This window comes from Dorea sp. D27 (assembly GCF_001185345.1).
In the GTDB taxonomy this organism is placed as follows: Bacteria; Bacillota; Clostridia; order Lachnospirales; family Lachnospiraceae; genus Extibacter.
This window is the reverse complement of record NZ_KQ236743.1, coordinates 1,324,239-1,338,183: the sequence shown is the minus strand read 5'-3', so window position 1 is coordinate 1,338,183 and position 13,945 is coordinate 1,324,239. Positions and strand designations below refer to the sequence as shown.

At 50.7% G+C, this 13,945-nt stretch carries 14 protein-coding genes; 11 read left to right on the top strand and 3 right to left on the bottom strand.

Annotation, left to right across the window (positions count from 1 at the left end; genetic code table 11):
* The first annotated feature begins 23 nt into the window (after positions 1 to 23).
* From baiCD to HMPREF0980_RS06270, 6 genes are all read left to right on the top strand, one after another.
* Positions 24 to 1,943, top strand: a complete 1,920-nt coding sequence (baiCD, locus tag HMPREF0980_RS06295) for a bile acid Fe-S flavoenzyme BaiCD (protein WP_049728228.1) — start codon at positions 24 to 26, stop codon at positions 1,941 to 1,943.
* Between the two features lie 44 nt (positions 1,944 to 1,987).
* The gene (baiE, locus tag HMPREF0980_RS06290) at positions 1,988 to 2,497 is read left to right on the top strand and encodes a bile acid 7alpha-dehydratase (RefSeq protein WP_049728227.1); all 510 of its coding nucleotides are present in this window, start codon (positions 1,988 to 1,990) and stop codon (positions 2,495 to 2,497) included.
* A 26-nt stretch (positions 2,498 to 2,523) separates the two neighbouring features.
* A complete protein-coding gene (baiF, locus tag HMPREF0980_RS06285; RefSeq protein WP_049728226.1) occupies positions 2,524 to 3,798 on the top strand; it encodes a bile acid CoA-transferase BaiF in 1,275 nt (424 codons plus the stop codon).
* Positions 3,799 to 3,852: 54 nt separating this feature from the next.
* Entirely contained in the window at positions 3,853 to 5,280 is a 1,428-nt protein-coding gene (locus tag HMPREF0980_RS06280; protein ID WP_049728225.1) for an MFS transporter, read from the top strand.
* A 19-nt stretch (positions 5,281 to 5,299) separates the two neighbouring features.
* Positions 5,300 to 7,285: an NAD(P)/FAD-dependent oxidoreductase gene (locus HMPREF0980_RS06275; RefSeq protein WP_049728224.1), complete on the top strand. Its 1,986-nt coding sequence runs from the start codon at positions 5,300 to 5,302 to the stop codon at positions 7,283 to 7,285.
* Positions 7,286 to 7,349: 64 nt separating this feature from the next.
* Entirely contained in the window at positions 7,350 to 7,898 is a 549-nt protein-coding gene (locus tag HMPREF0980_RS06270) for a nuclear transport factor 2 family protein (RefSeq protein WP_049728223.1), read from the top strand.
* A 206-nt stretch (positions 7,899 to 8,104) separates the two neighbouring features.
* Here HMPREF0980_RS06270 and HMPREF0980_RS19585 read toward each other — a convergent pair whose 3' ends face one another.
* On the bottom strand, positions 8,105 to 8,239 hold the full coding sequence (locus HMPREF0980_RS19585) for a hypothetical protein (RefSeq protein ID WP_255351348.1): 135 nt from the start codon (positions 8,237 to 8,239) through the stop codon (positions 8,105 to 8,107).
* 133 nt (positions 8,240 to 8,372) lie between these two features.
* On the opposite strand from HMPREF0980_RS19585, the gene HMPREF0980_RS06265 reads away from it, so the two are divergent.
* Together HMPREF0980_RS06265 and HMPREF0980_RS06260 are read left to right on the top strand one after the other, a co-directional pair.
* A complete protein-coding gene (locus tag HMPREF0980_RS06265) occupies positions 8,373 to 9,368 on the top strand; it encodes an SPL family radical SAM protein (RefSeq protein WP_049728222.1) in 996 nt (331 codons plus the stop codon).
* Between the two features lie 138 nt (positions 9,369 to 9,506).
* Complete coding sequence (locus HMPREF0980_RS06260; RefSeq protein WP_049728221.1) at positions 9,507 to 10,844, top strand: glutamate synthase-related protein; 1,338 nt, start codon at positions 9,507 to 9,509, stop codon at positions 10,842 to 10,844.
* A 56-nt stretch (positions 10,845 to 10,900) separates the two neighbouring features.
* Here HMPREF0980_RS06260 and HMPREF0980_RS06255 read toward each other — a convergent pair whose 3' ends face one another.
* Complete coding sequence (locus HMPREF0980_RS06255; protein ID WP_147629779.1) at positions 10,901 to 11,416, bottom strand: VanZ family protein; 516 nt, start codon at positions 11,414 to 11,416, stop codon at positions 10,901 to 10,903.
* 107 nt (positions 11,417 to 11,523) lie between these two features.
* A complete protein-coding gene (locus HMPREF0980_RS06250) occupies positions 11,524 to 11,817 on the bottom strand; it encodes a hypothetical protein (RefSeq protein WP_049728220.1) in 294 nt (97 codons plus the stop codon).
* 160 nt (positions 11,818 to 11,977) lie between these two features.
* Between HMPREF0980_RS06250 and HMPREF0980_RS06245 the strand changes: the two genes are divergently transcribed.
* From HMPREF0980_RS06245 to HMPREF0980_RS06235, 3 genes are read left to right on the top strand one after another with little or no spacing between them, the layout of a single operon-like run.
* Positions 11,978 to 12,895, top strand: a complete 918-nt coding sequence (locus tag HMPREF0980_RS06245; protein ID WP_049728219.1) for a magnesium transporter CorA family protein — start codon at positions 11,978 to 11,980, stop codon at positions 12,893 to 12,895.
* A 15-nt stretch (positions 12,896 to 12,910) separates the two neighbouring features.
* A complete protein-coding gene (locus HMPREF0980_RS06240) occupies positions 12,911 to 13,630 on the top strand; it encodes an SGNH/GDSL hydrolase family protein (RefSeq protein ID WP_049728218.1) in 720 nt (239 codons plus the stop codon).
* Between the two features lie 26 nt (positions 13,631 to 13,656).
* Positions 13,657 to 13,908: a hypothetical protein gene (locus HMPREF0980_RS06235; protein WP_049728217.1), complete on the top strand. Its 252-nt coding sequence runs from the start codon at positions 13,657 to 13,659 to the stop codon at positions 13,906 to 13,908.
* The last annotated feature ends 37 nt before the right edge of the window (positions 13,909 to 13,945 follow it).

The following is a 13,945-nucleotide window of genomic DNA, read 5'->3' as shown; positions in this document are numbered from 1 at the left end:
TACATATATCAGGAGGTTAAAAGATGGGTTACGAAGCACTATTTTCACCGTTCAAGGTCAGAGGGCTGGAACTTAAGAACAGAATCATATTGCCCGGCATGAACACGAAGATGACAAAAAACAAGCACGATGTAGGGGACGACATGATTGCCTACCACGTAGCGAGGGCAAAAGCCGGCTGCGCACTCAACATATTTGAATGTGTCGCTTTATGTCCCGCGCCTCATGCTTACATGTACATGGGGCTCTATAACGACCACCATGTCAGCCAGCTCAGGAAGCTCACCGACGCGGTACATGAAGTGGGCGGAAAGATGGGAATCCAGCTCTGGCACGGAGGATTCAGCCCACAATTGTTCTTTGATGAAACGAATACGCTGGAGACCCCGGATACACTTACCGTGGAGCGGATCCATGAGATTGTGGAAGAATTTGGAAGAGGGGCAAAGCTGGCCGTACAGGCAGGATTTGACGCGGTAGAATTCCATGCGGCCCACAGCTATCTGCCTCATGAATTTCTGAGTCCGGGAATGAACAAACGGACCGACGAGTATGGCGGAAACTTCGAGAACCGCTGCAGGTTCTGTTTTGAAGTCATCAAGGCCATTCGTGAGAATATACCGGAAGATATGCCGTTCTTCATGCGTGTCGGCTGCATCGACGAGCTGATGGAAGAGAACATGACAGAGGAGGAGATCGTCGAGTTTATCAATAGAAGTGCAGATCTTGGCGTAGATGTGGCAGATATCTCGCGTGGAAATGCCATGTCCTTTGCAACTGTATATGAGGTTCCTCCATTCAATCTGCCACATGGCTTCAATATAGAGAATATCTACAATATAAAGAAGCAGATTAAGATTCCTGTAGTAGGCGTCGGCCGCATCGATACCGGAGAGATGGCTAATAAAGTGATTGAAGAAGGCAAGTTTGATCTTGTAGCCATCGGGCGGGCACAGCTCGTTGACCCCGAGTGGGTTACGAAAGTACGAGAAGGGAGGGAAGAACTGATAAGACACTGTATCGGATGCGTCCAGGGGTGCTACGATGCCGTTATCAATCCGAAGATGAAGCACATCACCTGTACGAGGAATCCTATGCTCTGCCTCGAGTATAAGGGACTTCCGAAGACGGACACGCCAAAGAAGGTTATGATTGCAGGCGGAGGGATGGCAGGGCTCCTTGCGGCTGAAGTGCTTAAGAAACGGGGACATGAACCGGTTATCTATGAAGCCTCTGGTGCGCTTGCGGGCCAGTTCCCGCTGGCAGGCATCTCACCGATGAAACAGGACTGGGCCGCTGCCGCTAAATGGGAGGCGGAGGAAATCGGCCGTCTTGGCATCGAGTTCCATCTGAATACGGCTGTGACTCCGGAACTCATAGATGATTCTGCACCGGATCATGTCATCATCGCGACCGGCTCAGAGTATGTGGCGCCTGCCATACCTGGTGTCGACGGCCCGAATGTATATTCCCAGTATGAAGTGCTCAAAGGTGAGGCGAAGCCTGCCGGCCATGTGGCGGTAATCGGATGTGGGCTCGTAGGAGTGGAAGTCGCAGAATTGCTTGCATCCAGAGGAGTCCAGGTAACTGCCATAGAGAAGAAGGGAGTCGGAACCGGACTGAATATGCTCAGAAGGATGTTCATGAATCCGGAGTTCAAGCATTACAAGATAGCCAAGATGTCAGGAGCACTTGTGACAAGCCTGGAGGCGGGAAAGGTTCATTATGAGATTACTGACAGGAAGACGAAGGAAGTAAGCCAGGGGACGCTGGAATGCGATGCAGCGGTCATCTGTACGGGAATCACGTCCCGTCCATGTGAAGCGCTGAAAGCAAAGTGCGAGGCGTCTGGCATTCCGGTGCAGGTCATCGGAGATGCCGCGGCGGCCAGAGATGCAAGAGAAGCCACATTCGAGGGATATGAGGCGGCAATGTCACTGTAAAGGCCAAAGTCATAACAATAATGAAAAAAGAAAGGATGACAGATATGAGTATAGAAGAAAGATTGGAAGCATTGGAAAAAGAGATTCAGAGATTGAAAGATATTGAAGAGATTAAAAAATTGAAAGGCCAGTATTTCCGCTGCCTTGACGGCAAATTTTGGGATGAGTTGGAGACGACATTGTCACCAAACATCGTGACCTCCTACTCCGATGGCAAGCTCGTGTTTCACGGGCCCAAGGAGGTCACAGATTATTTCAAAAAGACGATGCCGAAAGAGGAGATAAGCATGCACATGGGGCATACGCCGGAAATTACGATAGACAGCGATACTACAGCAACCGGAAAATGGTATCTGGAAGATAAGCTTATCTTTACCGAAGGCAGCAAATATGCAGGAGCAGGCGTCAACGGCGGAGCGTTCTATACAGATAAGTATGAGAAGGTTGACGGCAAATGGTATATCCTTGAGACGGGATATCTCCGCGTATACGAAGAACACTTCTTCCGTGATCCGAAGATCAATATAACGATGAACATGCACAAAACAAAATAATCAAAGAGAAAAGGAGAAATGAAAAGATGGCTGGACTAAAAGATTTTCCAAAGTTTGGTGCCCTGGCAGGGCTGAACATACTCGACAGCGGGTCTAACATAGCAGGACCTTTAGGGGGAGGGCTTCTCGCTGAATGCGGTGCTACCGTCATCCACTTTGAAGGGCCGAAGAAGCCTGACAACCAGCGGGGCTGGTACGGGTATCCTCAGAACCACCGGAATCAGCTTTCCATGGTAGCTGATATAAAATCAGAGGAAGGACGCGACATATTCCTGAAACTGATCCAATGGGCGGATATATGGGTAGAATCCTCCAAAGGCGGGCAGTATGACCGGCTTGGGCTTTCCGATGAAGAGATCTGGAAGGTGAATCCTAAAATTGCTATCGTACATGTGTCAGGGTATGGGCAGACAGGAGACCCAAGCTATGTCACACGTGCCTCTTATGACGCGGTGGGGCAGGCGTTCAGCGGGTACATGTCTCTGAACGGGACGACAGAGGCGCTGAAGATCAACCCGTACCTGAGCGACTTTGCTTGCGGCCTGACTACGTGCTGGGCGATGCTGGCATGCTATGTGAGCACGATTCTGACCGGAAAAGGAGAATCTGTGGATATCGCCCAGTATGAGGCGCTTGCCCGTATAATGGACGGACGGGTGATGCAGTTTGCCACAGATGGCGTAAAGGTACCGAGAACCGGTAATAAAGACGGGCAGGCAGCACTCTTCAGCTTCTATACATGTAAGGACAAAAGAACGATATTCATCGGTATGACAGGGGCAGAAGTGTGTAAGCGGGGCTTCCCGGTTATCGGGCTGCCGGTTCCAGGTTCAGGGGATCCGGATTTCCCGGAAGGATTCACCGGATGGCTGATTGATTCTCCGGTAGGACGCCGCATGGAAGCAGCGATGGAGAAATATGTCGCAGAGCACACGATGGAAGAAGTAGAGGCTGTCATGCAGGAAAACCAGATTCCATGCCAGAGAGTATATGAGCTGGAGGACTGCATCAGCGATCCTCACTGGAAGGCGAGAGAAACGATTACAGAGTGGGATGACCCGATGCTCGGGCATGTTACCGGACTTGGACTTATCAATAAATTTAAGAACAATCCTTCCAAAATATGGAGAGGAGCTCCGCTGTTCGGCATGGATAACAGAGACATCCTGAGAGACCTGGGCTATACGGACGAGGAGATAGACGGATTGTATGCAAAAGGCATCACGAACGAATTTGACAGAGACACTACGATAAAGCGCTACCGTCTGAAGGAAGTGATTCCTCATATGAAGGATGAATAGCACAAGGCCTCAGCGGTACTACATACTGGTTATATATGCTAAAGGAGAGAGATTATGAATACTGCAACCAAATCGAACTATAAGAAGGGTTTCGTTCCATTTGCGATAGCCGCGCTTCTTGTCAGCCTTATCGGTGGATTTACAGCCGTTCTCGGTCCGGCATTTGTCGCGGATATCGGGATTGATTACAGTAATACGACATGGATTTCACTGGCACTGGCAATGTCCACCGCTGCCTGCGCGCCTATCCTTGGCAAGCTTGGCGACGTGCTCGGACGGCGCACGACGCTGCTGCTCGGCATCCTGATCTTCACGGCAGGTAATGCTCTGACCGCGGTTGCCACCTCACTGGCCTTCATGCTGGCGGCCCGGTTTATCGTAGGTATCGGTACTGCCGCAATCTCGCCGGTAGTCATGGCATACATCGTCACAGAGTATCCGCCGGAGGAAACGGGAAAAGGATTTGCGGTCTATATGCTCATATCAAGCGGCGCTGTCGTCGTCGGACCAACGTGCGGCGGCCTCATCATGAATGCGGCTGGCTGGCGTGTGATGATGTGGGTATGCGTGACGCTCTGTGCAGCCGTATTTTTTATCTGCATGTTTATGATTAAGAAGACTGCGTTCCAGAAGAGGAAGCTCACGGACTTTGACCGTATCGGCTCTGTCCTCGTCCTCATATTCTTCAGTCTGCTTCTGTGCGTACCATCCTTTGGACAGAATATCGGATGGGGTTCCGTGCAGTTTATCTCCGTTGCGGCTGTTGCGGCTGTATCTCTGCTCTGCCTTATCTTAGTGGAGAAGAAAGCAGGCAATCCTATTTTCAACGGGAAGTTCATGGCACGCAAGGCTTTTATCCTGCCGGTCATCATACTTTTCCTGACCCAGGGCCTTATGCAGGCGAACATGACGAACGTCATCGTATTTGTACGCTATACGCAGCCGGATAATGTCATCATTTCCAGCTTCGCGATTTCTATCATGTATATCGGCATGTCGCTCGGTTCCGTAATTATAGGGCCTATGGCGGACAAGAAGGAGCCGAGGACCGTGCTTACCTTTTCCCTGCTGCTGACAGGTATCGGCTGCGGCATCATGTATTTCTTTACAGAGGGCTCCTCGGTTGCCATCTTCGCGGCAGCGCTGGGCATTCTTGGTGTCGGGCTGGGAGGCAATGCGACTATCTTTATGAAAGTGGCCCTGTCGGGGCTGTCGAACGAGGTGGCCGGATCAGGTACTGGTACATACGGACTGTTCCGTGACATATCGGCGCCCTTTGGCGTAGCCGTATTCGTGCCGCTGTTCACAAACGGCGTGACAAGCCGCATGGCGGAAGCCGTGGCGGGGGGAGCCAGCGAGGGGGCTGCCACTTTGCTGGCGGCGGTGTCATCTATCAAGACGCTGACCATCATCGAGCTTGGCTGTGTGGCAGCCGGTATTGTCGCAGTCAGAATGCTGCCGAGAATACATGAGAAGAATTAAAGAAAAGAGGTATTTTTACATGGATATGAAAGATTCCAAACTATTTTCCCCGCTTAAGGTCGGTTCTCTGACACTTAAGAACCGGGTAGGCATGGCTCCTATGAGCATGGATTATGAGGCGGAAGACGGTACGGTACCGAAAAAGCTGGCGGACATATTTGTCCGCCGGGCGGAAGGCGGAACTGGTTATGTCGTCATAGATGCCGTGACAGTGGACCGTAATTACCAGTACATTGGCAATACGACATGCCTGGATTCAGACAGCCTTGTGCCTCAGTTTAAGGAATTTGCAGACAGGGTAAGTGCTGCCGGCAGTACGCTCATTCCGCAGATTATCCATCCTGGACCAGAATCTATCTGCGGATTTCGGAAGATACCGCCGCTTGGACCGTCTGTGAACACGAACGCCAACTGCCATGTGAGCCGGTCCATAAGCATTGACGAGATCCATACGGTTATACGCCAGTTTGGAGCAGCCGCACGGCGTGCGGAAGAAGCCGGATGCGGGGGGATCTCCTTGCACTGCGCACATGCATACATGCTACCCGGGGCTTTCCTGTCTCCGCTTCGCAATAAACGTATGGATGAGTACGGCGGCAGCCTTGACAACCGGGCCAGGTTTATCATCGAAGTGATAGAAGAGGTCAGAAGAAATGTCAGCGCAGACTATCCGGTGTTCCTTAGAATCTCGGGAGATGAACGGGCAGAGGGGGGCAACTCTCTGGAAGATATGCTTTATCTGGCACCGAAGTTTGAAGCGGCAGGAGTGAATCTGCTGGAAGTGTCCGGAGGGACACAGTATGAAGGGCTGGAATATATCATTCCAAGCCAGAGCAAACGCATCGGCATGAACATCTATGAGGCGGCTGAAATCAAGAAAGTGGTCGGCATCCCTGTCTATGCAGTAGGAAAGATCAATGATATCCGGTATGCAGCCGATATCGTAGAGAGAGGAATCGTGGACGGCGTATCTATGGGAAGACCGCTGCTCGCGGACCCGGATCTGTGCAGCAAGGCTTACGAGAACCGATTTGATGACATCACCCCGTGCGGCAGCTGCGGCGGGAGCTGCATCACCAGATCGGCCCAGAGCCCGCAGTGCCGCTGCCATATCAATCCCCTCGTAGGACGGGAGTACGATTTTCCGGACGTACCGGCCAAAAAGCCCAAGAAGACGCTTATCATCGGGGCGGGTCCGGGAGGAATGTATGCGGCGGTCACTGCGGCGGAGCGTGGGCATAACGTCACCGTCTGGGAGGCTGACGATAACATCGGGGGCCAGCTTAACATGGCGGTCGTGTCACCCGGCAAGCAGGAGATGACCAAGTGGCTCGTCCACCTGAATTACAGGGCCAAAAAAGCGGGGGTCGGGTTCGAGTTTGGCAAAGAGGCGACGGTGGAGGAGGTGCGGCGATTCGCCCCGGATGCTGTCATCGTGGCAACAGGCGCCAGGCCTCTCGTACCTCCGATCAAAGGAACGAAGGAGTATCCGGTGCTTACGGCCCATGATTTTCTGCGTGGCAGATTCGTCATTCCGAAAGGACGCGTCTGCGTCCTCGGTGGAGGTGCCGTGGCGTGCGAGACCGCCGAGACGATACTTGCGAATGCCCGGCCGACTGCATTTACGAGGGGCTATGAAGCCAGTATCGGCGATGTGGAAGTGACGCTCGTCGAGATGCTGCCTCAGCTGCTGACGGGCGTATGCGAGCCAAACCGGGCGCCGATGCTGCGTAAGCTTAAAAAGGGCGGGGTACAGATCAATGTGAATACGAAGATATTAGAAGTTACGGACCATGATGTGAAAGTACAGCGCGGTGACGGAACGGAGGAATGGCTGAAAGGTTTTGACTATATCCTCTTCGGGCTTGGTTCAAGGAACTATGATCCGCTTTCCGAGAGCCTGAAAGAGTTTGTTCCGGAAGTGCATGTCATCGGCGATGCCGTGAAGGCGCGTCAGGCAAGCTATGCCATGTGGGAAGGGTTTGAAGCTGCATACGGCCTGTAGCAGGTTATAAGGCCCGGCTGTTTTCGGCCCCGGTACACGTGTAGGCAAAAAAGAGGTGGAAAAAATGGCAGTAAAGATAATATCCGGAGAGCAGAAAGATGAGGCTTTGCTTATGGAAGTCATCGAAAATGCCCGGAAACAGAACTATACGCCCGATATGCTGTGTGAGCTCCAGAAAGTAATCGAGACGAAGTACTATTACTGGTGGCTCATGGATATGAAAAAAGAGGAATGTGCAAGAGAGTTGTTTGCGGAGGACTTCCATTACTACTATAACGGCCGGCTTGCCACGGATGACAGGGCAGCTCAGGCAAAGACGTCCAAGTGGACAAATTCGGCTCTTGTGACGATGCATATGGGACACCAGCCTATGGTATGGATCATGGATGAGACCCATGCCCGCGGCGTATTCCAGTATGAGGATCATCATGTCTGCAAAGAGGACGACAGCGTGATAGAGACATGGATGGTGTATTGCGATGATTTCAAGAAATATGAAGACGGCAGCTGGCACATCAGCACGATGCGCATGTACCCGAAGCAGGCCGATGGCCGGTACCGTAATCCCTTCCCCCCGGACGGCTGGATGCCGGAAGGATGGGAGGATGATTAAGGCCGTATCCCGTCTACGGTTATATATCGGATTCCAATGACACGTTTCAAGCCGAGTATTATGATATCATCATAATGAAGAGATGGAGTAAGCACGAGGATTTCCCCGATTTCACCGGGAATCCGGCGGCTTACTCTTTTTCTGTCTATGAGGCGTACGGATGCTTTCCTGTCAGCAAATCTTGCTGTTATCTCGGGCACGCCGGTTCACGAATTTGGAGAATAGGCCTCGACAAGGATTGTCCCCAGCTGCTTTTTCACCATATATTCTTTCAACGCTTTTTCATATATTACCTGCATTCCCATGCTCCTTCCCGTCTCTCTTGCTTCGTGTGCAGCCATGGCTGCCTGCCCTGGACAGTAATATTTTACCATGAACAGATGAATTATGATATAAAAACTGCAGTCAGGTTATAATAGGAGCAGAAAAACGGATGGGAATAGGACACGTTCGCAGCGACAGAAAGGAAAAATCATGAGATTTGATGCAGTATATTATAAACCGGACAGTTTAGATTATCCCCTTGGGAAGAAGCTCAAGGAGCAGTTTGGCAGCCTGCCCTGGATTCCTATCGAGAGCCATAATGCAATTCAGGAGATGAGGGACAAGCCCAATTCTGAGTTTGGCCGTATGAAGCGGAACCTCATCATCGGCACACGGAAAACACACAAGTACGTGGAGAACCATAAAGTCTCAGATTATCTTGTCCCTTATACTTCTTCCGGCTGCACGGCCATGTGCCTGTACTGCTATCTTGTGTGCAATTATAACAAATGCGCCTATCTCCGGCTGTTTGTGAACCGGGAACAGATGCTGGACCGTCTGATCAGGCAAGGGGAGAAGAGCAGCAGCCCGCTGACGTTTGAGATAGGAAGCAACAGTGACCTTATATTGGAGAATACGATTACGGGTAATCTGGAGTATACGATATCCAGATTCGCACACGAAGGGAGGGGAAAGCTTACTTTTCCGACGAAATTCGATATGGTGGAGCCGCTCCTTGATCTGGAACACAGGGGCAAGATTATCTTCCGCATGAGCGTGAATCCGCAGCCTCTGATTCAAAAGGTGGAGCTTGGTACTTCCAGCCTGCGTCAAAGGATAGACGCTGTCAACAGGATGTGCGCGGCTGGCTATCCGTGCGGCCTTCTGATAGCACCTGTGATGCTTACAGAAGGGTGGAGGGAGCTGTATACAGGTCTTTTGGAAGAACTGAACGAAGGGCTGAGCGGACAGATGAAAAAGCAGATGTTTATAGAAATCATACTCATGACATATTCATATATACACCGCGCCATCAACGGCGACGCATTTCCCCAGGCACCGGATCTGTATGACAAAGAGCTTATGACCGGCAGAGGAAGAGGCAGATACTGCTACCGGGCGGAAGTACGGGCAGAGGCGGAAGCTTTTTTCAGGACGGAAGTGAAGAGGATACTGGGAGATGTGCACATACTCTATATAAGCTGACCAATACGGCTGCATGCCAGATGAGGCTTTGAAGAATGGGAAGAAGCGTGGTATACTTGACATAGAATGACGCACCTGATGCACGGAAGCGGTCATGTTCGCGGTACAGCCGCAAAGCATCGGAGAAGGAGGAAGTCTATGGCAAGATACAAGTGCAGCGTATGTGGATTCGTATATGATGAAGAGAAAGAGGGGAGGAAGCTGACGGAGCTAGAGGCCTGTCCTGCCTGCAGGCAGCCGAAAGATTCCTTCCGGGAGTTAGAGGAAGAGGCCGGAAGGATGGTGGGATGTACTTACCGTTATATGGAGACGATTCAGCAGATGGCCGCCTCCGGGCGTCCGGTCATAGAAGCGATGGGGACGCAGATGCCGGTCCCGGGATTTGATGACATCCTGATATTGGGTGCGCAGCTGAATCCGCCCCCGCTTGACGCAGGGGAAGAAGTCAGTATCAAGACTGTAATAGGCAAAAAGGCGGAGCGCCCGATGGTGCTGGAAGGACCGGTGTACGTGTCGCACATGTCGTTCGGAGCGCTGTCCAAAGAGGCTAAGACTGCACTTTCAAAAGGCAGCGCGACGGCCCGGACAGCGATGTGCAGCGGAGAGGGAGGCATCCTTCCGGAAGAAAAGGACGCTGCCTATAAATACATATTCGAGTATGTGCCGAACAGGTACAGTGTGACGCCAAAGAACCTGAGGGAAGCAGACGCCATAGAGATTAAGATCGGACAGGGGACGAAGCCGGGGATGGGCGGCCATCTTCCGGGTGATAAAGTGACGCCCGAGATTGCCAAAGTGAGGGACAAGCCGCTTGGCAGGGACGTAATCAGCCCATCCAGATTTGAAGATATCACGACGAAGGAAGAGCTGAAGGAGCTGGTGGAACAGCTTCGCATATCATCGGAAGGGCGCCCGATAGGTATCAAGATTGCGGCAGGGCGTATTGAGAAGGATCTGGAATATTGCGTATATGCGGAACCTGACTTTATTACGATTGACGGCCGCGGTGGTGCCACTGGCGCCAGTCCCAGGGTTATCCGGGATGCCACGAGCGTACCGGCTGTCTATGCGCTGCACCGGGCTAAGAAGTATCTTGATGCGGCCGGGGCCGACATCGACCTCGTCATGACAGGAGGCTTTCGTGTGTCATCGGATGCCGTGAAGGCGATAGCTATGGGAGCGACAGCCGTAGCGGTCGCATCCGCGGCGATGGTTGCAGCGGGCTGCCAGCAGTTCAGAGACTGCGGCAGCGGCAGATGTCCCGCGGGGATAGCGACACAGGATGAAGTGCTGAGGGCGAGATTTGACGCACAGGCGGCATCCATTCGGGTTGGCAATTATTTTATGGCGATGTTTGAAGAGATTCGGACATTTGCCAGGATAACCGGACACAGGGATATCCATGACCTGACCGTAGAAGACCTGTGCACGACAAGCCGGGATATCGCGGACTATACCGACATTCCCCATGCATAAGCAGAGACGAAGGAGCGATATCCTATTGGGCCGGATTCCAACAGGATATCGCTCCTCTAAAAGTTACAGACGATGAGCACAAAGATGAGTATACAGAGACATGCTGTTCCGACAGCTGCCAGTATATGGAATATCTTATTCGCCTTTTCTTCTGATTGCAGAAGCCTGCGGACACCTGCATAGATGCCGATACCGATGGTTCCGCCCAGGGTATTATCGATAAGGTCCGTGATATCGGTAGCGCCGACTGCCAGGACATACTGCATAACTTCCAGAAAAAGGCTGTAAGAAGCAATCATCAGTATCTTTTTAGGTATGGAAAGGCGTCCTTTCAGCATACAAAGATAGATGCCTGCCGGTACGAAGACGAGTATATTCTGGAATATCTCCGACAGCTGTACCTTCCCATTTACGATAACAGAACCGCCATATGGTACAAGATTTATGCTGCGCATATGCCCGAATCCTGCCAGGGATAGCTGCATCTTAAACAGGATAATCCATGTGATAAGGATTACATATATAATCATGAGTACCAGAGTCAGTTTAGTGCGGCTTTGCTTTTGTTTCATATTATGTCCCTCCTCAGTTTCTATCATTTTAAATAATAAAAATGAATTTAAGAGAAGGTATTTCTTAATATATTTTTAAATATAACCGGCCAGCCGGATGCTTTCGTCTATGTCCTCTCTATCAGCTTCTCAATTGCCCGCCGCATGGATTCTATCTCTTCGGGAGATACATCGGTAGATGTATAACGTGTCTCCAGCTCAATCCGCGCGGCTTCTGCGTCGAATTCTCTTCTGATTATATGTTCAATGTCATCCTCTTCGCAGTCATCGATGTCGGTAAGCCTGTCGATTGCCAGTTGCGCCCTTTCTACTATGATGCCGATCAGCTGCCTGCTTATGGTCCTGACCTCTGACAGAGTCCTGCATTCATCTAATGATTTCAAATCAATGTATTCTTTCATAAAAGTGATACCTCCAAATTCATCATATAACAAAAAAGCCTGTATACAAATGGTAAAATATGTAAATTCCATGACGAAGCATTGTTTTTATTATTATATTTATATTTTCCGGATTGTGGTATGATATATAGAGAATCATGTTTATACAGGAGGTGGCAGGATGCGGTACCGGCTGAATGGAGGCATAGAGCCGATAGAAGAAGACGATGATATCGGGGACGATGAGGCGCTGGTTGAGATTATAACATCTGTGCAATATGAAGAAGACTACAAGAAGCAGTTCCAGAAGAAAATGCTTTTGAATATCTATCATACGCACTACTGCAGGGCAGACCTTCTGAAGGGCTGTGTTATCGGGGCCTTCGTCATTCCACGCAAAGATGACCTGCTCGGGACATACACGACATTCGGATTCTACATGACGGCGGAAAAGCTGGTGCTCGTGGATGATTCCGGCATAATTGATAAGCTCGTAAAGCATATGGCGGAAGCGCTGACTGTGGAAAAGACGTACACGGCGCATTTTTTCTTTGAACTCATGGAATATCTTGTCAAGGAAGACGTAATCTTTCTCCAGAATTATGAGAAGAGGCTCTCAGAGCTGGAGGGCGTGCTGCTGGAAGGCGTCATCGATGATTTTGACAAGAAGATGCTCACCATAAGGAAAGAACTGCTCGCACTGCAGTCCTATTACCAGCAGCTTACAGATGTGAGCGAGACGCTGGAAGAGAATCAGAACCATATGTTTGAAGAAGATGACTGCAGAATATTCGATCTGTATTCTAAGAGGGCGGACCGGCTGTTCGATAATACGAGACGGCTGCAGGAGTACTCCATCCAGCTGCGGGAGATGTATGAGTCGCAGATAGATATCAGGCAGAACAAGATAATGAAATTCCTGACGGTGGTCACGACGATATTCCTTCCGCTTTCACTGATTGCGGGCTGGTATGGCATGAACTTCGTCGGTATGCCGGAACTTTCCAGCCCTTACGGATATGGGGTGGTGATTATTGTCAGCATTGCGATTATACTGGTGGAAATCTGGCTGTTCAAGATAAAGAAATGGTTCGACTAGAAGGAGGCCCGTAGGATGATATTATGTATAGGTGACAGTATAACACTTGGAATCATGGGGTATTCCTATATCCCTTTTGCCGATAAGAGGAAGCAGCTTGTGAACCTCGGGTTAAACGGCGAATCTCTGCGTGGCGGTGCAAGGAGGCTTTGCAGGTATATGAGGAAACAGGCCTACAGAGAAGCGGATACGGTTATCTTCTCCCTTGGGACGAATGATATACTGCTTCCTTATCTGGGGAACCGGTCCCGCTTCTGGCATATGCAGTACAGGCTCAGGAATATCATCCGCAGATTCAGCAGCGATATCGGGGAATTTGCCGGATATTATGAGGAAGCTGTCAGACAGATGAAGCGTAACGGATATAAGGTCGTGCTTGTCGGCCTTCCCTATATCCAGCTTGCAGGCTATCCTCTTGGAAAGGTTGAGGCTTATAACAGCTGTATCCGGAGTATGGCAAGAACATATGAAACGGAATTTATCGATATCTATGAGATGCAGAGAAAACATGTGCGGCAAGACAAGACCTGCAGCTGGGGAAAGCTGAACGCAGGGAGGATTGCGGACGGACTATACATGCTGCTGTTTCCGGGAAGGAAGGATGTGCTCTCACGCAAGAGGAGCCTTGACGTGACCGTGGACGGCGTACACTTTAACTCCAGGTCTGCCAGGTTGCTGGCAGAGGCTGTCGGGCGCGCCCTGAAGAGGACAGAAGCAGAGACCGCAAAGAGATAAGAAGTGGCTGAAAGGAGGAACGGCACATGTTCTGGAATAAAGAAGAGGTATTTATGACGATGGAGGCCGGGCGCTATGCGAAAGCCAGGGCGATTTTGGAAGAGAATGGGATACCATACACGGTAAAGACGAAAAGCTCCGGAGGCTATAGCGCAAATTCACACAGGATGGGGAGCTTTGGAGAGCATTTTGACCACAGTATCACATATTACATCTATACGAAGAAAGAGCAAGCAGAGAGTGCGAGGTATCAAATACGGAGCAATCTGAACCGATGAAAGAAAGTTTCCAAATTGGAAACTTTCTTTCCTTTTG

Coding starts and splice junctions, on each gene's coding strand:
- HMPREF0980_RS06275 (WP_049728224.1), top strand. CDS start 5,300: ATGGATATGAAAGATTCCAAACTATTTTCCCCGCTTAAGGTCGGTTCT.
- baiF (WP_049728226.1), top strand. CDS start 2,524: ATGGCTGGACTAAAAGATTTTCCAAAGTTTGGTGCCCTGGCAGGGCTG.
- HMPREF0980_RS06280 (WP_049728225.1), top strand. CDS start 3,853: ATGAATACTGCAACCAAATCGAACTATAAGAAGGGTTTCGTTCCATTT.
- baiE (WP_049728227.1), top strand. CDS start 1,988: ATGAGTATAGAAGAAAGATTGGAAGCATTGGAAAAAGAGATTCAGAGA.
- HMPREF0980_RS19585 (WP_255351348.1), bottom strand. CDS start 8,239: ATGGCTGCACACGAAGCAAGAGAGACGGGAAGGAGCATGGGAATGCAG.
- HMPREF0980_RS06250 (WP_049728220.1), bottom strand. CDS start 11,817: ATGAAAGAATACATTGATTTGAAATCATTAGATGAATGCAGGACTCTG.
- HMPREF0980_RS06270 (WP_049728223.1), top strand. CDS start 7,350: ATGGCAGTAAAGATAATATCCGGAGAGCAGAAAGATGAGGCTTTGCTT.
- HMPREF0980_RS06240 (WP_049728218.1), top strand. CDS start 12,911: ATGATATTATGTATAGGTGACAGTATAACACTTGGAATCATGGGGTAT.
- HMPREF0980_RS06265 (WP_049728222.1), top strand. CDS start 8,373: ATGAGATTTGATGCAGTATATTATAAACCGGACAGTTTAGATTATCCC.
- HMPREF0980_RS06255 (WP_147629779.1), bottom strand. CDS start 11,416: ATGAAACAAAAGCAAAGCCGCACTAAACTGACTCTGGTACTCATGATT.
- HMPREF0980_RS06245 (WP_049728219.1), top strand. CDS start 11,978: ATGCGGTACCGGCTGAATGGAGGCATAGAGCCGATAGAAGAAGACGAT.
- baiCD (WP_049728228.1), top strand. CDS start 24: ATGGGTTACGAAGCACTATTTTCACCGTTCAAGGTCAGAGGGCTGGAA.
- HMPREF0980_RS06260 (WP_049728221.1), top strand. CDS start 9,507: ATGGCAAGATACAAGTGCAGCGTATGTGGATTCGTATATGATGAAGAG.
- HMPREF0980_RS06235 (WP_049728217.1), top strand. CDS start 13,657: ATGTTCTGGAATAAAGAAGAGGTATTTATGACGATGGAGGCCGGGCGC.